At 60.0% G+C, this 22,115-nt stretch carries 19 protein-coding genes and 1 tRNA gene; 6 read left to right on the top strand and 14 right to left on the bottom strand.

Going from position 1 to position 22,115, the window contains the following annotated elements; translation table 11 throughout:
* Positions 1–298: 298 nt before the first annotated feature.
* Both WCO56_20885 and WCO56_20890 read left to right on the top strand, forming a co-directional pair.
* Entirely contained in the window at positions 299–688 is a 390-nt protein-coding gene (locus WCO56_20885) for an SET domain-containing protein (GenBank protein ID MEI7732043.1), read from the top strand.
* Between the two features lie 188 nt (positions 689–876).
* Entirely contained in the window at positions 877–2,415 is a 1,539-nt protein-coding gene (locus WCO56_20890; GenBank protein MEI7732044.1) for a radical SAM protein, read from the top strand.
* A 338-nt stretch (positions 2,416–2,753) separates the two neighbouring features.
* Here WCO56_20890 and WCO56_20895 read toward each other — a convergent pair whose 3' ends face one another.
* Complete coding sequence (locus WCO56_20895; GenBank protein MEI7732045.1) at positions 2,754–3,719, bottom strand: trypsin-like peptidase domain-containing protein; 966 nt, start codon at positions 3,717–3,719, stop codon at positions 2,754–2,756.
* Between the two features lie 249 nt (positions 3,720–3,968).
* On the opposite strand from WCO56_20895, the gene WCO56_20900 reads away from it, so the two are divergent.
* The gene (locus WCO56_20900; GenBank protein ID MEI7732046.1) at positions 3,969–6,506 is read left to right on the top strand and encodes a PAS domain-containing protein; all 2,538 of its coding nucleotides are present in this window, start codon (positions 3,969–3,971) and stop codon (positions 6,504–6,506) included.
* Positions 6,507–6,572: 66 nt separating this feature from the next.
* Here WCO56_20900 and WCO56_20905 read toward each other — a convergent pair whose 3' ends face one another.
* From WCO56_20905 to WCO56_20920, 4 genes are all read right to left on the bottom strand, one after another.
* Complete coding sequence (locus WCO56_20905) at positions 6,573–7,700, bottom strand: peptidylprolyl isomerase (protein ID MEI7732047.1); 1,128 nt, start codon at positions 7,698–7,700, stop codon at positions 6,573–6,575.
* Between the two features lie 150 nt (positions 7,701–7,850).
* On the bottom strand, positions 7,851–9,443 hold the full coding sequence (gene serA, locus WCO56_20910) for a phosphoglycerate dehydrogenase (protein MEI7732048.1): 1,593 nt from the start codon (positions 9,441–9,443) through the stop codon (positions 7,851–7,853).
* A 148-nt stretch (positions 9,444–9,591) separates the two neighbouring features.
* Positions 9,592–10,125: a DUF2271 domain-containing protein gene (locus WCO56_20915; GenBank protein ID MEI7732049.1), complete on the bottom strand. Its 534-nt coding sequence runs from the start codon at positions 10,123–10,125 to the stop codon at positions 9,592–9,594.
* 17 nt (positions 10,126–10,142) lie between these two features.
* Positions 10,143–10,217: transfer RNA gene (locus tag WCO56_20920), tRNA-Val, on the bottom strand.
* A gap of 106 nt (positions 10,218–10,323) precedes the next feature.
* On the opposite strand from WCO56_20920, the gene WCO56_20925 reads away from it, so the two are divergent.
* The 3 genes from WCO56_20925 to WCO56_20935 all read left to right on the top strand — a co-directional run bounded on the left by WCO56_20925 (position 10,324) and on the right by WCO56_20935 (position 13,635).
* Positions 10,324–12,120: an acetylxylan esterase gene (locus WCO56_20925; GenBank protein MEI7732050.1), complete on the top strand. Its 1,797-nt coding sequence runs from the start codon at positions 10,324–10,326 to the stop codon at positions 12,118–12,120.
* A gap of 9 nt (positions 12,121–12,129) precedes the next feature.
* The gene (locus tag WCO56_20930) at positions 12,130–12,360 is read left to right on the top strand and encodes an amino acid transport protein (protein MEI7732051.1); all 231 of its coding nucleotides are present in this window, start codon (positions 12,130–12,132) and stop codon (positions 12,358–12,360) included.
* Positions 12,361–12,468: 108 nt separating this feature from the next.
* Positions 12,469–13,635: a DUF1080 domain-containing protein gene (locus WCO56_20935; GenBank protein ID MEI7732052.1), complete on the top strand. Its 1,167-nt coding sequence runs from the start codon at positions 12,469–12,471 to the stop codon at positions 13,633–13,635.
* A gap of 258 nt (positions 13,636–13,893) precedes the next feature.
* On the opposite strand, the gene WCO56_20940 is transcribed toward WCO56_20935, so the two are convergent.
* From WCO56_20940 to WCO56_20980, 9 genes are all read right to left on the bottom strand, one after another.
* The gene (locus WCO56_20940; GenBank protein MEI7732053.1) at positions 13,894–15,390 is read right to left on the bottom strand and encodes an IS66 family transposase; all 1,497 of its coding nucleotides are present in this window, start codon (positions 15,388–15,390) and stop codon (positions 13,894–13,896) included.
* Between the two features lie 113 nt (positions 15,391–15,503).
* On the bottom strand, positions 15,504–15,860 hold the full coding sequence (gene tnpB / locus WCO56_20945; GenBank protein ID MEI7732054.1) for an IS66 family insertion sequence element accessory protein TnpB: 357 nt from the start codon (positions 15,858–15,860) through the stop codon (positions 15,504–15,506).
* Positions 15,854–16,276 (bottom strand): IS66 family insertion sequence element accessory protein TnpB, encoded by a 423-nt coding sequence (locus WCO56_20950; GenBank protein MEI7732055.1) that lies wholly within the window; start codon positions 16,274–16,276, stop codon positions 15,854–15,856. Before WCO56_20950 ends, tnpB begins: the two co-directional genes overlap by 7 nt.
* A 211-nt stretch (positions 16,277–16,487) precedes the next feature.
* Positions 16,488–17,621, bottom strand: coding sequence for an endo-1,4-beta-xylanase (locus WCO56_20955; GenBank protein MEI7732056.1), 1,134 nt, complete (start codon positions 17,619–17,621; stop codon positions 16,488–16,490).
* A 9-nt stretch (positions 17,622–17,630) separates the two neighbouring features.
* Positions 17,631–19,631, bottom strand: a complete 2,001-nt coding sequence (locus WCO56_20960; GenBank protein ID MEI7732057.1) for an OPT family oligopeptide transporter — start codon at positions 19,629–19,631, stop codon at positions 17,631–17,633.
* Positions 19,632–19,828: 197 nt separating this feature from the next.
* Positions 19,829–20,302 (bottom strand): hypothetical protein, encoded by a 474-nt coding sequence (locus WCO56_20965; protein ID MEI7732058.1) that lies wholly within the window; start codon positions 20,300–20,302, stop codon positions 19,829–19,831.
* 23 nt (positions 20,303–20,325) lie between these two features.
* Entirely contained in the window at positions 20,326–20,781 is a 456-nt protein-coding gene (locus tag WCO56_20970) for a hypothetical protein (GenBank protein ID MEI7732059.1), read from the bottom strand.
* Positions 20,774–20,962, bottom strand: coding sequence for a hypothetical protein (locus WCO56_20975; GenBank protein MEI7732060.1), 189 nt, complete (start codon positions 20,960–20,962; stop codon positions 20,774–20,776). Before WCO56_20975 ends, WCO56_20970 begins: the two co-directional genes overlap by 8 nt.
* A gap of 141 nt (positions 20,963–21,103) precedes the next feature.
* Positions 21,104–21,739, bottom strand: a complete 636-nt coding sequence (locus WCO56_20980; protein MEI7732061.1) for a fibronectin type III domain-containing protein — start codon at positions 21,737–21,739, stop codon at positions 21,104–21,106.
* Positions 21,740–22,115: the final 376 nt, after the last annotated feature.

Consider the following 22,115-nt stretch of genomic DNA (forward strand, 5'->3'; position numbering starts at 1 on the left):
GGGACTGAGGAAACATGGACCGCAAGGTTGCGTGCGCCTCAGTCCTACTCGACCATAGGCTTTATTGATGTACATGGTTATGTGCTCAGGGGTGGAGGAATTCCCCTCGCGCTGATTATAGTAGCAGTGTCAAGATGTGCCCTGTTAGTAATACCTCAAATCATTCTGTTTGAACCAGGTTTGTTTTTTGGGCACACTTTTCAACAAATATGCTTAGTTCGCTGTCACAAGTAGGCATCCGTGAAAATCACCGCCGTGGTGTCGTTGCCACCGAAGCCTAAACCAGGATGACTTCGTTATGATGCTGGCAAAAACGCAGGTGGCCCCCAGTGGGATTCACGGGATGGGCCTGTTTGCCGTGGAATTCATTCCGCGTGGGACGCCGATCTGGCGGTTCCAGCCGGGCTTTGACCAGGAGTTTACGCCGGAGCAGTTCGACCGCCTGCCGCCAGAGGCGCAAGCGCATCTCCATTGGTTCGCTTTCTTCAGCCGGGAGAACGGGCGGGCCATCCTCAGTGGCGATCATGCCTGTTTCATGAATCATGCCAGCCAGCCCAATACCGGCGCGCTGCCCGAGGCTGCGCTCGCCATCACTACCGTTGCTTTGCGCGAGATAGCCGCCGGCGAGGAAATCACCTGCGATTATTATGCCTTCGATGCCAAAGCGGCGGCGAAGCTTGGCAGTTGAGTCTTAATTCGTTGCCGCCGGGAGAAATTTGAATCCGAACGTCAGAAGCATGGAGATTTGTATCCATTACGCTTGCTAAGCATCCTCGTTATTGTACATTATGGACAACGTAGCGGAGAAATTGGACGCCAATATTGGGGGTGTCCAACGCAAACGTTGCCAATGCGGGTTAACCAAAGATCAAAACCATGAATGTGTTCCTTGTGTACGTCGGCGATGATGACTTCAGCCGGGTACTACCCGAGGAACAGTCGTCAAAATCCGCCGATGGGCGGGTCAAGGTAATGGCGTTTCCACCGTTGGGGATTCAAACCCTGGCACCCGTGTTGCGCCAACGGGGGCACCAGGTGCGAATGTTCGATACCTGCCACCCGCAGATGAAAGCCGACGACATCGCCCAAGCCATCCGCCAGGAACAGCCGAAGGTCATCGCCCTCTCCTTTCTCTCCACCACCACCTACCCGGCAGTCAAGCACATGGCCCGGCGGCTCAAAGCAGAAGCGGCCAACATCCCGATCATCGTCGGCGGCGCGTTCGCCACGTTGAACGCAGACCGCATCCTGGAGGATTGCGCGGACATTGATTGCGTGGGCCGGGGCGAAGGGGAGGAACTGCTGCCCGATTATCTGGAGCACCTCGACGCGCCCGGATCGGTGGCAGGGTTAGTCTGGCGTTCCAACGGCAAAGTCATCACGAACGCTCCGCGCCCGCTCATTCGGGACCTGGACCAGTATCCCTATCCCGACCGGACCAGTCTGCCGATTGATTACATTGAGTCCCTGCCCCTGGATGTGCCAGCGGTGCTCTCGCTGGACAAGTTCTGCACGGTGCAAACGTCGCGCGGTTGCCCGTACTCCTGCATCTACTGCGATATTCCGTCGCTCGGCGAAGGACGCTGGCGAAGCCGTTCCCCAGCGCATTTGCTGGGAGAACTGCAACAGTTGAACGATCAGGGCTACCGCTCGATTTACCTCACCGATGATCATTTCCTGATCAACCGCAAACGCATTGATGAAATTTGCCGCGGCATCATCGCGCGCAAACTGGCGTTCCACTGGGGCTGCGAAGGCCGGGTGGATTCCATGGGCATTGAGCAACTGCCGATCATGCGCGAGGCGGGTTGCGATTTTCTGGCGTTCGGCGTGGAGACCGGATCGCAAAAGGTCATGGACCGGCTCAACAAGAAGCAGACCCTCGCAGAGGTGGAGCACGCCGTCCGGGAAGCCAAGCGGCAGGGCATCGCCCGGGTCCACGGCTTCTTTGTCGTCGGCTCGCCCGATGAAACGGAAGCGGACATCGCGGCCAGCTTCCGCTTCGCCGCGCGGTTGGAATTGGATACGTTTGGTTTCAACCGATTGTGCGCCTATCGCGGGACGCCGCTTTGGAAGGAATACGTGGCGCGCGGCATCATTGATGATGAGCGGGATTGGCATAAATGGTTCAAGTGCTCAGATATTGATCCCACCACCCTGGCGAGCGCGGAGGTGAACCGGCTGCGCGCAAAAGGTTATGGCCGGCTGTTCCTCCAGCGCATTTTCATGCGACCATTCCGCACCTGGAAACTCCTGCGGGCGTTTGGCCGGCACATGAAGACCACTGATATTCTTAAATTACTGTCCAGCCCGTTCCGCCGCCGCACGCTGACCCGCAAACCTGAACTCCCGGCCCGCATGATTGATGCCGGCCTGGAACATCCGGTGCGGCCACCGGTCAGTGCCACCTGCTGAAAGGCGGGTTCTTCGCTGTTTTCGGTGGAATACGCAGTGGAATCCCGAAGTCCGAATCCCGAATCCCGAAAGAAATCCGAATTCCGAGATCCGAAAACAAGCCACATCCATGAGGGGAGCCACCGACGCCTGTGGCCGTCGCCGGGCTGGAAAAACGCCGCGTTTCAACGTGAAAAGCGAACCGGCCACCAACCGCGTGCCAGCCATCGGATTCCGGCTTCGGTATTCGGTATTCTTTCGGTTTTCGGCCCTCGGATTTCGGATTTAGCTGGCCCCCATTCCGTTCAAAATAGCGAGAAGCCTTGGAATATCACGGCCTGATCCGTAAGTTCCCGGCGTTATTGGGCTTCCACCGCCGGCGCCGTCTTGAGTTTGCGCGGCGGATCGAGATACCGAAACGCGTTGTTGGGGTTGCCATTATCGTAGGCGAACGCGTCGCGATGATTCAGGAAGTATTTCACCAGTTCCACCGGGATGGCAAAGCCAAGACCTTCGCCGAAGTTGATTTTCATGTTCGTCACTCCGATCACCTCGCCCCGCAGGTTGAACAGCGGCCCGCCGCTATTGCCGGGGTTGATCTGCGCGGTCGTCTGCAAATACAACTGCCCCTGCATCTCGCGCGTCTTGGTGCTCAGGATGCCCTCGGTGACCGTGCGTTCCAAACCCAAGGGACTCCCGATGGCAAACACCCGTTCGCCCACCGCTAGCAGGTCGGCATCGCCCAACAGCACCTTCGCAAACCTGGGGGCATCCGCGTCTTCGATCTTCAGCAGCGCCAGATCGGCGAACTTATTGATCGCCACGATGCGCGTTTGCTTGAAGGTCCGGCGTTCCAGTTGCCCGGCGCCTTGCTGATAGACTTCCACGGAAATCTGGGTTTCCCCTTCGATTACATGAAAGTTGGTGATCAGGTATCCCTCTTCCTGGATGATGAAGCCCGAGCCCAAGCCGCCGGGGGTGCGCACCTGCACCACCGACTGCCCGAGTTGGGACACCAACTCCCGCACCGAACGCTCGGCGGGCAGAGAGCTGGCGGTGCTATACAAACCGGATTTGACTTCGGCAGTGACAACCACCGCGTTAGTGGCGCTGCGGGCTTCCAGCGGGTCATTCTTGATGATCTTGGAAATCTGGTTGCGCGGGATGGCCAGCATGGTGTACCCGAGGTCCACGAACACCTGGTCCTTCTTTTCCGCAATGATTTTGCCGGTAATCGCGGCTTTGTCTTTCAATTGAATGACTTCCGCGTTCATTCCGGCGGTCGCGCCCAGCAGCACGCCCAACATGGCAGTACGCACGTTCATGTGCGGTAAGGTATCCAGTCTTGCGCGGTTCGACAAGGCAGGACCGGGGAAAATTTCAAACGCACCGCCCGCGCCAGAGTGCGGGCACCGCCATTGCGGTTGCGTGGTCAGCCCCGATGCTGAGCGCGTTCACCACTTATTGCGATCCTTTGGTATAAGCATGGCACCGCTGAATAGAGCCGATGGCGCTAATGTTTTTTCTATAAATTCCCATTGACTCACAGACAAAAATGGCGCAAACCTACTCTCGTGAGCCGTGTTTCTGACAATCGCAGGTCAGCCAGCCCGCGCCAACGCGCGGAGACCAAGGCTGATGCCATGGCCAAACGTCGGCAGGCCACGCCCGCTCCTGTCGAGAACCAGCAGACGCTCCACGAATTGCAAGTCCATAAAATCGAACTGGAGGCGCAGAACCAGGAACTGCAACGGACCCAGCAGGACCTCGAAGCCAATGCCCAACAAATCGCCGAGCGCAACTACCTGCTTGCCAGCGCCGCCCGCATCGCCCACCTGGGCACATGGAAATGGAACTTCCACGACAACTCGAACGAATGGTCCGAGGAACAATTCCACATCTTTGGCGTAGCCCGGACTGTGCAACCCTGCGCGGAGGTCTTCTATAACGCGCTGCACCCGGATGACCGCGACACGGTAAAGCAAGCCATTGCGCAAACCCTCGCCGGCATCCGCCCCTATGAGATCGAGTGCCGGGTAGTCTGGCCCAGCGGGGAAATCAGGCATGTCCTTTGCCAGGGCGAAGTGGAACGGGACCCCGCCGGCAAACAAATCGCCATGATCGGCACCGTGCTGGACATCACCGAACGCAAGCGCATGGAGGAGGCACTGCGGAAGAGCGAGCAGGAGTTCCGCACCCTGGCTGAAGCGGTACCGCAAATGATCTGGGCCACCCGGCCCGATGGGGAGAACATTTATTGCAACCAAAAGTGGGTGGATTATACCGGTCTGACGCTGGAGGAAATCATTGGCGATGGCTGGAGCAAGCCGTTTCACCCGGACGACCAACAGCGCGCACGGGACGCCTCGCAACTGGCCACGCAAAACGGCTCCCCGTATTCACTGGAATGCCGGCTGCGCCGTGCCGATGGCGCCTACCGCTGGTGGCTGATCCGGGGTGTACCGTTCCGCAACCCAAGCGGCGAGATTATCAAATGGTTCGGCACTTGTACGGACATCGAAGACCACAAACACGCGGAAGAGGCGCTACGCGAGAGCGCGGAGCGTCTGCAATTTGTATTGCAGGGAAGCCAACTGGGATTCTGGGATTGGAACCTTGCCACCAACGAGGTCAAGCGAAACGACCAGTGGGCCAACATGCTCGGTTACCAACTTCATGAGATTGAGTTTAGCGTCAAACAGTGGATTGACTTTGTTCATCCGGATGACCAAGCCAGGGCTCTTCAGGCGGTTCAGGATCATCTTGAGGGGCGAACACCGACACACCGAATTGAATACCGGATGCGCACGAAGGATGGACACTATAAGTGGATTTTTGATCAAGCCCAAGTGGTGAAACGGGATTCCAACGGACGCGCCCTGCGGATGAGCGGAACCCACACCGACATCGAACATCTCAAACGCGCCGAGGCCGAGCGAGAGCGGCTGGAAGCCCAAAACCGGCAACTCCAGAAAGCCGAGAGCCTGGGTCGCATGGCTGGGGCCATCGCCCACCACTTCAACAACCAACTCCAGGCCGTGATGATGAACCTGGATATGGCCACGGACGAATTACCCCACAATGCGGGGGCATCCCAATACCTGGCCGAAGCCATGCAAGCCGCCCGCAAAGCGGCGGAAGTGAGCCGCTTGATGGTCACCTACCTGGGACTGACGCAGGTCAAACACGAACTGCTGGACCTGGCCGGTGTTTATCAACGGTACCTGCCCATGCTGCGCGCCGTCATACCGCAACACGTGATATTGAAAACCGACCTGCCCGCCCCTGGTCCCAGCATCCAAGCCAACGCGAACCAGCTTCAACAAGTATTGACCAACCTGCTCACCAACGCCTGGGAGGCCAGTGGTGACAAACCCGAAACCATTCGCGTGACCGTCAAGACCGTTCCGGCCAACGATATCCCCACCGTCAACCGCTTCCCCATTGATTACCAACTGCGCGACGAGGCCTATGCCTGCCTGGAAGTGGCTGATGCGGGCACCGGCATCCCGGAATCGGACATTGAAAAAATCTTCGACCCGTTCTTCACCACCAAGTTCACCGGCCGGGGCATGGGCCTGGCCGCGACGCTGGGCATTGTGCGGGCGCATCACGGGGCCATCACTGTGGAGAGCGAACCAGGCCGGGGAAGCATCTTCCGCGTCTTCATCCCGCTTGCGGCGAAAGCCGTACCGCCAACATCGGACCCAATGGGCAAGGCCACAACCCCGGAGATGGCTTGCACCGTGCTGTTGGTGGAAGACGAACTCACCTCGCGTAATGTGGTCGCCATCGCCCTCAAACGAATGGGCTTTACGGTGCTGACGGCGGCGGACGGCGTCGAGGCGGTGGAACTCTTCCGGCAGCACCAGGCGATCATCCGCTGCGTGCTCTGCGACCTAACGATGCCCCGCATGAACGGCTGGGAAACGTTGACCGCGTTGCGCCAACTCGCACCCGGCCTCCCGGTGATCCTGGCCAGTGGTTACGGCGAAGATCAGGTAATGGAAGGCCATCACCCGGAAATGCCCCAGGCGTTTTTGGGCAAGCCTTACGAATTGAAGGAACTGCGCCAAACGCTCGCACGCGTGTTGGCCCCGGCCACCGACTGAATCCGGCTACGAAAGCAAAAGGCCGGCTTGCGCCGGCCTTGTTGCGTGAAATGATTGGGCTTCCGGTTACTTCTTGGGTTCGCTGGCCGGTGCCTTGGGGGTGCCCGACGGAGGTTTGGGCGGTTCCACCGGCTTCAGGCTTTCGTCCAGAATTTCAATCGCGGCCTCACTCTTCATTTTCTCCAAGAAGGGCTGCATCTGCTTGCGCACTTCCTGGCCTTGCAACCCCTTCTTGATGTCTTCGGACACCGCCGCGTATTCGGATTTTTTGGCGGGAAACTTTTCCAGGGTCTTGATGATGTGATAGCCGAAGGTGGTGGTCACCACGTCGCTGATCTTACCAACTTCCTGGCCAAACGCAGCCGCCTCGAACTCGGGCACCATCTGGCCGCGGCCAAAGGTGTATTCGCCGCCTTTGTCCTTGGAACCAGGGTCATCGGAAAACTCCTTGGCGAGCTTGCCAAAGTCTTCGCCCTTCTTGGCGCGTTCCAGAATGCTCTCGGCCAGCTTGCGCTTCTCCGCCTTCTTGGCTTCGGGCAAATCTTTCTTCTGGGCGGGGTTTGGGGTGGGATCTTCCGAATCCTTGGTGCCGATCAGGACATGCGCGGCGCGCACGCGTTCCGGTTCCTCGAATTGCTTGGCATTTTCGTCGTAGTATTTCTTGGCATCGGCATCCGAGATGGTGATTTTGGAACGAACTTCGCGCCCGACGACTTCGTCGCATAAGGCTTGTTCGGTGACGCGGTTGGTGAACTGAGCCATGCTCATGCCCAGCGCCTTGATCTGGGTCTCGAACATTTCCGGGTTGGGCATGCGCTTGCGGGAGTCCGCAATGAATTTCTCCACCTGGTCTTTGGCCTTGGTTTTATCCTCGGCGGTGGCACGGTTGAGGAGCAGGTGGGTAATGACGAGGCGGTCAAGCAGCATGGCCTCATACTTGCCGCGCTGTTCGAGCGGGATTTGCTGGCCCTGGTTGCGGGCGTTGGCGGCCAGCAACGTGTACGCCTCATCCACTTCCGAGCGCTTGATTTCAATGCTTTTGCCCTTGGCCACGACTTTGTCCGGGAACAGGTCGTTCAGCGTCGCGGCGGGCGCGGCGGCAGGTTTATCCGCTTTGGTTTCAGCGGCAGTGGCGCAGGTCAGGGCAAAAGCCGTGAAGCCGGCGACGGTGAGTACGATGGGTAGTTTTTTCATTAGTTCTTCGGTTGCTTATGCCTTCGTATCTTCAGAGTGAGGAGCGCCATAAATAAATGGAGGCTGCAGGGTTTCTGCCCGCAACCGCCGGCGTATCAGGCACCAAAGCCGTCGGCGATAAAATGTTATATTGGGATTTCCGGGCTGAATTTATAATTTAACGGTCCGGACGTTAAAGATGTCGGGATCTTTCTGCATCTCCTCCACCACAGCCTCCGAGGGGACGCTATCGAGGTTTAAGACGGTGAGGGCCTGGCCACCGACGGCATCGCGGCTGAGGCTCATGTTGGCAATGTTGATGTTGTGCTTGCCCATCAGGGTGCCAATCTGGCCAACGATGCCCGGGCGATCTTTGTTATTGAAGATGCAAAGCACGCCGGAGGGGATGATCTCGACCGGTTGCCCCAGCAGGCGCACAATGCGCGGTTGATGTTTCTTGCCAAGGATCGTGCCGCCGGCGCTGACCTTCTGGGTGCCCGAGAACGCGGCGATGTGCAGCCATTCATTGTAATCGCTTTCCTCATTGGATTTGATTTCTTCCACCAGCACACCGCGCGAATTGGCCACGCTGCGCACGTTGACGGAATTCACCTCTTTGCCAACCGTCTGGGCCAGGAAGCCCATGAGCACGTGCCGGGTAACGAGGTCCGTGGGGATTTCCGCCGCCTTGCCGCCAAAGGTAATGACGATGCGATCATTGCGCTTCGGGGCCACCTGCGCCAACACCGCGCCCAACTTCTCGCCGAGGCTGAGGAACGGTTTCACGGCTTCGTACGTCTTGGCGTCCAAGCTGGGCATGTTCACCGCGTTGCGCACCGCCCCGGTAGTCAGGTATTCAATGATTTGTTCGGCCACTTCGATGCCGACGTTTTCCTGCGCCTCGTCGGTGCTGGCACCCAAATGCGGCGTCATGATGACCTGCGGTAATTCGCGCAGCGCGAAATCTTTCGGCGGCGGTTCCACTTCATAAACGTCCAGCGCCGCCCCGGCGACTTTGCCCGCCTTGATGGCTTCAAAAAGATCCTTTTCATTGACGATGCCGCCGCGCGCGCAATTCAGAATCCGCACCCCTGTCTTCATCTTGGCGAACGCCGCCGCGTTGACCATGCCCTTGGTTTCATCCGTCATCGGCATGTGGACGGTGATGAAATCCGCCTGGGTGAAGATCTCGTTCAGCTCGACCACTTCGACCTGCATCGCCTTGGCGCGAGCCAACGAGAGGTACGGATCATACGCCAGGACCTTCATGCCAAAGGCAATGGCGCGTTTGGCCACTTCGCCACCGATGCGGCCCATGCCGAGAATACCGAGGGTCTTCTGATACAGTTCCATGCCGGAGTACGCCTTGCGGTTCCATTCGCCCGCCTTCATCGAGGCATTCGCCTGCGGAATCTTGCGGGCGAGGGACATGAGCATCGAAAACGTCAGTTCGGCGGTGGAAATCGTGTTGCCGCCGGGCGTATTCATCACCAACACCCCGTGCTCGGTGGCGGCTTCGACATCCACGTTGTCCACCCCTACCCCGGCGCGGCCCACCACGCGCAAATGCTTGGCGGCTTCCATCACCTTGCGGGTGACCTTGGTTTCAGAACGCACGACCATGGCGTGCGTGTCCGCCACGAGCGGCAACAGTTCCGCCTCGGTGAGCTTCTGTTTGAGCACCGTGACATTGAACCCGGCACACTTTTGCAGAAGGGCAATGCCCTTCGGCGATACTGGATCACAGACCAAAATATTCTTCATAATAAAAACTGGCGGGAATCTAAAACAACCGGTCCGGCGGGTCAATGAAGGATTTTAGGCCGGCGGGAATCACGTTGCCGGTGAAGCGCTTGCATCCGCCACTAATAACCCGCTTACGGCGCAGAAAACGCCCTGCGGGGCAGGCGCGCTACTTCGTCGGCGCTTTGCGACCAGGCACGAAGGTTACCTGGATTTTGGTGAAGTTCTTCTGATCCGGGAAAACCTGCTTGGGCGTCGCCATCCCTTTTTCAAACGGGAAAACCGCCAACGGCCCGCCCCCGTTGTGGTCGGTGAATTCCACGACGAACCGATATTTGCCATCCGGCATGGACTGTTGTTTGCCGTCGCATCCGTCCCAGGTTGCGGTGCGCGTTCCGTGGGAACTTAGCGTTGCGCCGGTGGAACCATCCACGGCCGCGAGACCCGCGCGGGCCTGATTCCAAGCGCCAAGATATTTCTGCCGTTTGCCGCCAAAGCGCGTGATCGTCTTGACGAAATTGGTATTGGCATCCGTCACCCACACGGCCAGCACATTTTTGGGACTGTATTTGCCATGGGGATTCACGGTGGTAAATTCCAGCGTCGCGGTTCCCTCGGTCGCCGTAGCGCCGAACAGTCTGCCCGCCATCGCGAGCAGCAAAACGACCACCCACCCAGTCAAAAGTTGAGTTTGTTTGATCATAGCGTCTTTAAAGGAAATGGTGCGCGATATAGGATTTGAACCTATGACCCCTTCCGTGTCAAGGAAGTGCTCTACCCCTGAGCTAACCGCGCACGCGGTGGACGCGTATTAGGGAGAATCCCGGCGCATTTGGCAAGCGCGAATCTCAAAAAAATCATCCCCTTTACCGCCCGCCGGTTTCGTGCTAAGAGAAAGGCCATGATTATTGTTGCCCGCTGCCTGCTCGCCGCCGCCTTTCTGGGTTGGCTGTGTCAACCCGTCGCCGCCGAGGTGCGCCTGGCGCAAACCAATGGTGAATGGCGGGTGTCCGCCGCCGGTTATGAGGCGACGGTGGGAGCCGATGGCTGCCTGACGAGCTTCCGCGTCGGCGGCCAGGAGTTCTTCAAGTCCGCCGCCAAATTCCCGCGCGGATTGTATCCTTTCCTGAACGGGCTACTGCCCGTACCACAGGTCACGCGGGAAGCGGATGCGCTGGTGGCGCGCGGGGACAAGGTTTCCGCGCGTTATGAGTTTGCCAACAACGCAATCACGTACACGCTATCCAATCAGCACAAGGAGAAAATCCTGGGCGTGCTGGTGCTTGATCCTGCCGTGAAGGTGGTGAACGACGCCGGCAAGCTGCGAAAAACCCCCACGGCCAACAGCACGCAGAAAGTCACCTGGTTCGCGGGCAGTGCCAGCCTGGGCATGGAGGGCGGGTCGCGGATTTGGAGGCCGTGGGGCGACGGCTTACAGGTATGGGAAGTGGCGGTCGCGGCCAATGAGTCACAGCAGGTGCGCCTGACCGCCAACCCGGCCACGCCGGAGCAACTGGCCAAGGCCCGCGAGTTCGCCAACCGGCCACCGCCGCCACCACCCCAAGACCCGAAGGGGCCGATGTGGGATTTGGCGGCGTTATCCAAAGCGCCCAAGACCTTTCCGGCGGCGGCGTTTCAGACGAATGAATTGCAGGCGCTGTTTTTTGAGGGGTTGCCGTTCGAGGGCAAACCCACGCGGGTGTTCGCCTGGCTCGGGATGCCCAAGGTAAAGCCCGGTCAAAAGGTCCCAGGCATGGTGTTGATTCACGGCGGCGGCGGGACGGCATTCGCGGAATGGGTACGCCTGTGGAATGAGCGCGGTTACGCCGCGATTGCCATGGATACGTGTGGTTGCGTACCCGGTGGCAGTCATAAAGAGGGACGACCGCATCATGCCGACGGCGGCCCGGCGGGTTGGGGCGGCTGGGGGCAGATTGATTGGGCGCGCGAGGACCAGTGGACGTACCACGCCGTGGCGGATGCCGTGCTGGCGCACTCGCTGTTGCGCGCCTGCCCGGAGGTGGACGCCCAGCGCATCGGTTTGACGGGCATTTCCTGGGGCGGCTACCTGACCTGCATCGTGGCCGGGGTGGATTCGCGGTTCCGGTTCGCCGTGCCGGTGTATGGCTGCGGCTTCACGGATGAGCATGGTTTCGCCGGCAGCGTGAAGAGCCTCGGCCCGGAACGCGCCGCGCGCTGGATGCGCTGGTGGGATCCTTCGGCGTACCTGCCCAAGGCCGCGATGCCGTTCCTGTGGGTCACGGGCAGCAACGATTTTGCCTACACCATGAACGCGCTGCAAAAATCGTACCGCCTGCCCACGGGCGGGCGCAACCTCTGCATCCGCCTGCGCATGCCGCACGGCCACGGCGGGGCGGGCGAGAAGCCCAAGGAAATCCAGATATTCGCCGACAGCCTCCTGAAGGACGGCGCGCCGTTGCCGCGCGTGACCGCCCAAGGCCGCGAGGCCCGCACCGCCTGGGCCACGTGCGAATCCAAGGTGCCCGTGGCCAAGGCCGAACTCTGCTTCACCCGCGACACCGGCAAGTGGCAGGATCGCAAGTGGGAGCTGGCCCCCGCGCAGCTCGTGGCGGGCAAGGCCACGGCTCCCCTGCCCGACCAGACGAAGGTGTATTACTTCAACTTCACCGACGAGCGGGAGTGCGTCGTCAGCACCGAGCACGAGGAACTCCCGTAACGCCCCGCCATGGACCTTACCAACCCGAGCTGGCTCGATGCCAATTACCTCTGGGCTTCCGTCATCTGGAGCGCGGTCGGGATGGGCTATTTTGTTTATGGCAAGCGCCAGCAGGCTTTGGGGCCGCTGTTTGGCGGCATATTCATAATGGGTGCCTCGTACTTTATCACCTCCGCCGCCGGGCTGAGTGCGCTCAGTCTCGCCATTATGGCCGCGATTTACTTCCTGGGGCGGGATTAGTCGCACCGCCAGCCCGCAAATTATTCTTGTAACTCCCCCCGCGTTTCTTTACAACGATTGGCACATTTAAACGGTACCCAAATATAATATATGATGAAAACATGCTCTGTGATTACCACGGTTGGCAGCGCGCTGTTGCTCGCCGCCACGGTTTCTTCCGCTTCCACCGGTTCGCCCTTCTACGGCGATCCCCCGGATGAACGCCATGCCTGGGCCGTCCACGACCACAACCGCCCGCAGCCGCCCCGCGTGGAACCCCTGCCGGCCAGCTCGCTGGATACCAAGGCGCCCGCCGGAGCCGTGATTCTTTGCGACGGCACCGAGGCCTCCCTGGCCAACTGGGAAGCCGACAAGAACGGCAACGAACCCACCAAGTGGATCATCCACGACGGCGCGATGGAATGCGTGCCGAAGTCCGGCTACGTCCGCACCAAGCAGAAGTTCGGCGATTGCCAGTTGCACGTCGAATGGGCCGCGCCGACCCCGCCTCAGGGCGAAAGCCAGGGCCGTGGCAACAGCGGCATTTTCCTCATGGGCGCGGTGGAAATCCAGGTGCTCGACAATTACAACAACCCGACCTACGCCGACGGTTTCGCCTGCTCCATGTACGGCGTGAACCCGCCCAAGGCCAACGCGCTGCGGCCCCCCGGCGAATTTCAATGCATTGATATCGAATTCCGCCGACCCGTTTACAAGGATGGCCAATGCGTCGAGCCCGGCTACGTCACCGTGAAATGCAACGGCATCCTCGTGCAGGACCATACGCAGATCGAAGGCGGCACCGGCCATCGCGGCCGCAGCAAGCCCGGCCCGCTCCCGGAAGTCGGCCCGCTCAAACTGCAGGACCACGGCAACCCGGTGCGTTTCCGCAACATCTGGATCCGTGAATTGCCGCCCCGCAGCGGCGCGATCACGACCTACGGCCCGCTGAGCGCCAGCGAAGTCGCCGCCCAGCGCAAAGAGACCGCCGCCACCCTCCGCAAGGACGCCGCCACCCTCACCGAACCCGTGGCCAAGGCGACCCGACTCATGGAATCGCTCGTCTATGAAAACGACGCCGCCACCCTCAAGCAAGTCGAACAGATGTTCGGCGAGTACGTCGGCAAGCTCAAGGCGCTCCCGGCGGACAAACTGAACGCCGCCAAAGATGAGGCCAAGCGCACCGCTGAATATTTTGGTTACATGGGTAAATTCAAACTGCTGCCGGAAGGCTTCGCCCCGAAGGCCGAGCTGACCCAGTTCGTCAAGCAGCAAGGCTGGGACAAGAAGAAGTAAGCGGACTCAGTCTCCCGAACGTTCTCTCGCACTGGCAGCCGTCCCAAACGGCTGCCAGTTTGCTTTTATAGCGGGGCCCAGGCGTCCTTGCGATTGCGCAGCCACCACCAGCGAGGATGATTTGATGCGCCGCACGCCGTTATTCTGGAGCAAATTCGTCCAACCCAAGCTGGAGAAGGATTGTAAGCGTAACGCCGAGCACCTCTTGACAAGAGGTGAGAGAACCATGAGAGGCGTCAGATAAATCGGCTCTGACGGTTATGAGGCGAGGCGTTGTAGCGCTGGCTGGTGGCGCTTCGACCAAGCCGCCGGGGTGACTTCCGGGATTTGGCGGTTGGTCATGTGGGGCAGGCGGGTGAGGACTTCTTTGAGATAGCTGTACGGGTCCAACTGACGGCGGCGGCAACTTTCAATCACCGTGTAAAGGATGGCACTGCGTTCGCCCGCGTCCGCGTCCCCAATAAAGAGCCAGTTCTTTTTGCCGAGGGCGGTGGGCCGGATGGCATTCTCGACCAAATTATTATCAATCTCCACCCGGCCATCATTGAGGTAAACCTCCAAACCCGGCAGTTGGCCTAACGCATATTCCAAGGCGGCACCCATGGCGCTCTGCGGCAGAAAGCGTTTCTTGGCCTGGAGACCGAGCCAGGCACGTTTCAGCCGCTGGACGATGGGGCGGCTCTGGCTTGCCCGGATGGCTTCCCGCAAGGCCGGACCCGCTTTCACGCGGCGCAATTCGGCTTCAATCCGGTAAAGGTTTTGGATCTGGCGCAAGATCCAGCCAGCCGTCGACGGGGCGGTTTCGCGGGCTTCATAGAACTTGCGCCGCACATGCGCCCAGCAGCCCGCCAGCGTGATGGGTTTGGCATGACTCTTGGCAAACGCCCGATAAGCGGTGTACCCATCGCATTGGACTGTGCCCGTAAAATCCACCGGGATGACGCGTTCCAGGCAGGCGGCGGCCCGGCTGGTGTGCCACTGGAAAAAGACATCGCCACCGGGACGACTGCCTGTCCATAGATACCCTTGCCGGGCCCGGCCGGCGCCGGGCTCCAGATAATCAATGGGCGTTTCGTCCACCTGCACATAACCACCCGCCATGACCCCGGTGCGAATCTGCTCATAGATGGGTTTGAGCCACGCGGCCGCCAGATCCACCCACCGGGCTAAGGTTTGGCGAGGGAGATAAACCCCATGGCGGCGTTGAAAAATCTGTTCCTGCCGATACAGCGGCAAGTGGTCGCAATACTTGGCGACCACGAGGTGCGCGATCAAGGCGGGGGTAGCCAGGCAGCGTTCTTGCAACGTCGGCGGCAAAGGCGCGATCACGGGCGGATTCTCCGGCTCCGCGCGTTGCACGTATTTACGGCGCACCACCCGTCGGCGCAAGAACCGCCCCGGTTCGTAATCCAGTTGCTCATTCACCTCCTGGCCGATGCAGCGCCACTGCTCCGGTTGGGCCTTGACCGGCTCCGGATCAATGACCTCTTCGATGACGGGCAGGTTCTCCGGCAGCCGGTTCACGCGGGCGTTGCGTGGGGCACGCACCGTCGGAGTTGGGGCGGGCGGCGTGGCGGGTGCGGGGGCAGCAGCCGGGGCGGCCCCGTGTGCCAGTCCGAGCAAAAGCTGGAGTTGCGCCGGATCGAGTTTTTCGCTGCTGGAGCCAAACACGCGGCGCACCAGCGCATCGATCTTTTGCCGCAACAATTCGTTCTCGCGCAGGCTCTGCGCCAACGCCGCCTGGCATTCTTCCAGGCGGCGGCTCAGTGCTTGTTCGCGCGGCGTCAGCGTCACGATGATCAGACGCTGGCCTTGCCGCGATGTTCAATATATTTGCAATATTATTTAAATTATTTTACGACCGCGACTCACCCCTCGCGCTCATACCACGGCCGCAGCTTGGCCCCGCGCAAATCCACCCCCTCGGTCAACAACGCCAGGGCCTCCGGGCGCACGCACAGCTTGAGCGTTCCCGGTGCGAGGGTCTTGGGCCAGGAGAAGGTGCCCTGTTCCAACCGCTTGGTCAGCACCCACAGCCCGGTGCCATCCCAGCAGAGGATCTTCAACCGATTGTGCCGGCGGTTGGTGAACACAAACAGCGCGCCTTGCCGGGGATCCTCGCCCAAGCGTTCGGCGGCCAGCGCGTGCAGCCCGTTGAAGCCTTTGCGCATATCGCACGCCTCGACGGCCACGAATACCTTGAGACTGCCGGTAAAGGTTAACATGGCTTCTGCTCCAGCGCCCGGACCAACGCCACCACCCACTCGATCTGGCGGGCATCCGAAAGCTCGGCGCGCACGCCCCGGGGAAGTTGCAAGCCCAGGGCCTTGCCACTGCCGGTCATGGGTACTTGGGTTTCCTGGACGACCGCCTCCAGCCAGCGAACCGTCGCGGGAGAGGCGCCAGCCTGCGAAGGGGGATTGGCTAACCCCCGCGCGCGCTTGCGGCGCAGTGCCCACGCCGCAAAGGTTTGATACTTGACGCCCACCAGCGCGGCGAACTTGGCCCCGCACAGGCCACTCTGTTCAAATTCGTTGAGCAGTTGCTCCCGGCGGCTGGGCGGGGTAAACACACGGCCACGCGTGTCGGTTTTGAGGACCAGCGGACTGGCTTCGGACGGCGGATTGTTCATCGTTGTCATAGCCGATGACTATGACAGTTCTACAGCGGTGCGCCAGAGGTGCTAGGCGTTACGCTTACGAAGGATTTCCAGGGTTTGTACCGCTATCTCAACGTCCCTACCCCGACGGCCCGAATCACTACCTGGTCAAAATCGAGGCCAAACTGGCAAAGCTACAGCGGAAACTCGCGACGATGCAGGTTATGCAGCCAGCTTGAGCGGGGTGCCCCCCTCAACGGGCTCCACTGGTTCGAGTCAGCGCTTCGCTCACGCTAAAGAATGCCGGCTTAGGCTGGCACTGCCGGTCGAACAGCATCGCGTGGTTGATCCGTCCTTGAATCGGGTAAGTATTCAGCCAGCTTCGCCCGTCATGCAGTCCCCAGAAGGTAACCCGGGTGACTTTATCCCGATGTTTGGCCAGTAGCCGGAACAATTCGGCGTATTGATCGGCCTGTTGTTTCAGGATTTCCGGCGGACAGATCGCTGCCTGGGGTTTTGCGCCCGGTTTGGCTTTCTCAGTCATGGCCAGGTCGGCGCCTGAGTTGCGCCGTCCCAGCACGTCCATGTCCAATTCCGTGATCATCACTTTCACGCCCGCCTGATAGAACTCCTCGATGCTCGCTTCCAGGTTGCGGAGCGGCACGCGGTCCAGCGCGTAATGCCCCTGGATGCCCACCGCGTCCAGCCGGCAACCGGCCGCCTTGAGCCGCGTGATCAGCTTCAGCACCTGCTTGCGTTTGCCCGGGCTCTCAATGTCGAAGTCGTTATAATAAAGCTGCACGTTGGGATCGGCTTCCCGCGCATACTGGAACGCCTTCTCGACGAAATCCTCGCCCACCGTGCTCAACCATTTGGAGCGTCGCAGGCCGTTCGGCTGGTGCTCATCAATCGCCTCGTTGACCACGTCCCAGCCCACCACTTGCCCCTGATAATGCTTCACCAGCGTTTGGATGTGGTTCTTCATCCGCTGCAGGACCAGCTCGCGCTTGGCCGGTTGGTTCCCGTCCTGGAACATCCAATCCGGGCATTGCTCGTGCCAGACCAGGCAATGGCCCACCAGCTTCATGTTATTGCTGCGCGCGAAGGCCGCCAGGGAATCGCCCGCCGCAAAGCGGAATTCGTTCTCGCGCGGCTCGGTCGGGGCGGGCTTCATGCAATTCTCGGCGGTCAGGCTGTTGAATTGTTCGCGCAACAGGGCCAGCTCCGTTTCTTTGAACGAGCCGGGCAACGACGGCACGGCGCAGCCGATATCAAAGTAGCCGCGGTAAGTTTCCTTGAGCGGCCGCGTTGGCGGCGCGGCCTGCAGGGAGGCGCAGAGGGATAACGTCAACCACACCGCTGGCAATGTCATGAATCGCTTCATCATAATCATACTCTACTTCCACAGGAACCCGACCAGCGTGCAGAGGATCGCGATCAGCGCGGCCACCAGCGATTCCCCGGCGATGAAGCCGGAGGCAATCGGGATGGAAAACACGTCGGCGTCTTTCTCATCCCACTTCATCCACAGCCACGCCAGCACGGCGCCGATGGCCATCGAGAGGCTGTTCTGAAACGGGATGACCCACGCCAACCCCAACCCCATCGCCGAGGGCAGGTACGGCGCGGTTTTGGGGAACAGCCGTTCCAGCACCGGCAACAGCACGCCCAGCAGCGCCCCGACCACAATCGCCCAGCGCGCCGTATGCGGCAACATCTGCACGCCTTGCGTCAACAGGTCTGCCACCGCTTTCCACATGTTGGCGGCGGGCGGGTTGAAGGCTTCCAGCGCGGCGCGGTCCGGCACCATCAGGTACCACGCCGGGATGATCGCCAGCGTGCCGAAAAAGATCCCGATGAACTGCGCGATGAATTGCTTGCGGGGATTGGCCCCCAGCAAGTAACCGCTCTTCAAGTCCGTCAGCAGGTCGGCGGAACTGCTCCCGGCGGAGGCCGTCAGGCCCGCCGCCGTCAGGTTGATGGTCACGTTGCCTTTCGCGCCGGGCAACACGGCATACAATAACTGCGTCAACTTCCCCATGGCGCCGATGGGCGTCGTATCCGTCTCCCCCGTGGCGCGGCAGCACACCAGCGACACAATGAACGACATCGCCACCGCCAGCAGCCCGAGGAAGATGTTAATCTTGAAGGCGACATATTGAACAATCACCAGCCCCACGGTGATGGGGATCAACCCGGCGATCAGCCACGTCACCGGCACCTCGATGGCGGCGAGCGCGTCATGCTGCGTGGTCTTCTCAGTCTTCTTGAACACATTGAAGGCGCGGCTCAGCGTGCGCCATTGCAGCGCCACGGACGTCAGGCTGGAGAACACCATGATCGCCGTGCCGCCCCAGAGCGCCCAGCGCACCGGGTTGATGACGCCGTTCTTCACCGTGAACGTGTGGATGTACCCCGCCACCCCGGCATTCGCCACATCCATCTGGTACAGCGGCGGCACCACCACATAATACAGCAGCACGGACCCCAGCAACATCGAGAGCGAGACGCGCAGGCCCGACAACACCCCCGCGCCGATCATCAACACGCTCGGCTCGAACGCCAGCCCGGCCAGCGTGATCTGCTTGAGCGGCGCGAGGATCCCGGCAAACGCGATCTCCTCCGGGATGCGCAACACCCGCTGCAACTTCTCCAGCCAGGCCTGCGGATGCTTCAGGCTGCTGAGCTGCTCGGCCAGCGTGCCCCACGTGCGGAACAGCCCGATGCCGCCCCCGATGATCATCGCGGCGATCAGCGAATACGCCTTCTGCATCGCCTCCCGCCCGTGCGAATACAGGCTGCGCAACGTCTCCGCCGCGGCGATCCCGCTGGGGAACCGCAGTTGCTCATAATTCACCATCTGCCGCTTCATCGGGATGGCCAGGAACACCCCCAGCGCCGCCGTCAAAAACACGAACGGCGTCAGCACATACCACGGGTGCAGCGCCAGCGTGCGCGCATCCGGCGCCGCCATCAACAACAGCGCCCCGAACGCCGTCCCCACCGTCGCCCCCGTGGAATACCCCGCCGCCGACGCGGTGGACTGCATGCAATTATTCTCCAGGATGCTCATCGGCGTGAGCCGCCTGCCGGAGAGCCCGCGCAACGCGTTCCAGATGACATACGACAACACGCACGCCGTGATGGCCACGCCGAACGACCACCCCAGCTTCAGCGTCGTGTACAAATTCGAGAGCGCCATGAACATCCCCAGGATGCCGCCCATCAACACCGCGCGCACCGTCAACTGCGCCTGCTTATCCCCCTGGTAATAGTGCGTGAACCAATGCTGATCCTTCTCCTCGGGCGTGGCGTTTTCGGGGAAGACGGGAATATCCGGCAATGCCTCCAAGGCATCCTCCGGGCTGGGCGCGCGTGTTTGATCCGGTTGACTCATGCGTTCCCCGCAGTGTGCGAAACTCCCCGCCCCGTGACAAGCGCAATCAATGAGTGGGGGAAACTAAACGGGCTTTTGAGATGGGGTGGAGGGGAGCAATGAACGACGCTGGTCAGTGGTACGCCGGACACCTGAGAAACGACAAACAACGGGGCGTAATCTGGCTTCGCCTGCACGCAGTGGTTGGGCAGCATTTGTCAATACATAGTGTCATAATGGTAAAGTATCACCGTAGGATTTCGACCATCCAGATCAAAGGTGACCAGAGCGAAGGTTCCCCACAGAGCCTTTGTGTCGTCCTCACCCCAGCGATACCGGTCGTCCTCAATAACTGCGCTGTGCTGCTCTGCCACAAAGGGTCGCTCGTGATACTTACGTTCGCATTCATCATTCGCCAGCTTTGCCGCCAACCGGGCAGCCTCAATGGCCGATATAGGCTGAGCAATGGTTCTGGTCGTCTCGACAACGAGGTGTGGACGATCATGACCTGAACTGACTGGGGCTAATTCCATGCATCCAACCAGAAGGAGAGGCGCTAAGAATGGAAGAAGCCCAAGCGGTCGTAGGTAGAGAAAATGCTTCATGCTGCCCCGCGCGAGTTCACCTATTGCCCAACAATCTTCCTGAACGCCCTTCCCGTTCATGGTTTCCGGTGGCCAGTTGGTTTTCATGGTGCCGACCATCTCTAAACAGGTCACTTTGGCGAATCCGGTGATTGCAACAATACCTTAAGAAAGGCGATATCCTGCTGGTCTTGCGGGCGGTTGGCCGCCTCTTTGGCCGTCAGCATGTTCGGTCGGGACAGACATTTGACTTTGGTCCCATGCTCCGTGAGGCAGGTTGCGGACTGGGCCTCGGCGGCTTCAAAACTCGGCACGCCGGGAAGCTTGAGGTGAAATTGGATTACCCCCCAACTGGTCTGGTACGTTTGCACGAAATTCTCGCCCCGCGGCCCCAATGGCAAAATCGGTTCCCGTAATTCCTCATCCAATAGTTGATTCAGGCGCTGGAAATTCTCTGGATCGCGGGGGGGAATAAAAAAATCCCAATCCATGGAAAACCGTGGCATCCCGAATAAGCGCATGGTTTGCCCGCCGATTAGCAAATAGCGGATGCGGTGCTGGTTAAACTGTTGGATCAATTCATCCATGTGTGGAATGTTGCCGGGCGTGTTCGCGGAGCAGCTTGGCTTTCCAGCGGTTCATGGCCTTATGGCTGCTGAACTTTTGCGGGGAGAATTTGGGCAGCGGGCAAGCCGGTGGCAGCGGCATCACCTGTGGGTTGGCCGCCCACAACCGTAGCTTCGCATTATAGTCATCCGTCACTTTCATGTTCGTAATCTCAATAGCGCTAGTATCCCGCCAAACCCTCTATAAGTCAAATCCGCTCTCGCTCCGTGACCAGCACAATCCATGAAGGGGGGAAACTAAAAAGGCCCCTCGGGTCAATGCGAAAGGGGGCGTGGGTTGGGCTCAATTCGGCATATAAACCACCACATTCGACCACGGGCCGTGGCCTTCGCGGCCAAAAGCGCGCATGCGGAACGCGTAATCCTTGCCGCGTTCCAAGCCGCCGATCTCCACCTTGCGGCAGGTGCCGGTTTGCGCGCCGATCTTCCAATTGGCGGGCACGGACCTGTCGCCCACGCAATACTCCACCTCGAACATGCGCGCCCCCCGCGATCTTGTCGCCCTGACCAACACCCAGCCGGTCTCCTTGCCGGGGCCGACCTTTAGATTTTGCGGCGCGTCGGGAATGGGCGGAGTCGCCACGCGGCTCTTGGCCAGATCATAACCGGTGCTCTCCAAAATGGTGCGGTCGCCGCCGGACTTGACCTGAAGATACCGGCCAAGCTCGCGGACCATCGCCTGCAACTCCGTCCGCAAAGTATTCTTCGTGGCGACTTTTCCCTTATCCCGATCCGCCGCCGCCGCCAACCCATCGGCAAACGCCTTCTGTTTGGCGGTGAACGCCGCCAACGAAGGAAACTCCGCCGGCCACGGCAACGGAAAATGCCCATTGCCCGTCAACCCATGCACCATCCCCAGCGTTTTACACGCAAAATTCGCGTCTCTGACATTTGAATAATCAAGCACCAATTTAACCATACATCCTCCAATCATCACCAGACTGCGCACCGCCCATCAGAACCATCCATCATGGACCGGCCCATAACGCGGCGGCACCAACTGTTGTTCTGTTCTCATATCACGGCACCATGCCGTGACTGTTGCTAATACCAAATGACAAACTTTCTAGTCCCTGGCAAGCAAGAAAACAAAAAAAAGAGCTATTGGCGGTTTTTTCAGTGTACCGGATGCTTCATCCTGTGTTATGGAATATCCATCCTGTGTTCTGTATGCTGTATCCTGTGTTCTGGAAGCTTCGCCAAGTGTTTCGAAATCTTCATCCTGTGTTCTGGAATATCTATCCTGTGTTCTGGAATATCTATCCTGTGTTCTGGAATATCTATCCTGTGTTCTG

The sequence above is a fragment of the Verrucomicrobiota bacterium genome (genome assembly GCA_037139415.1).
Classification (GTDB): domain Bacteria; phylum Verrucomicrobiota; class Verrucomicrobiia; order Limisphaerales; family Fontisphaeraceae; genus JBAXGN01.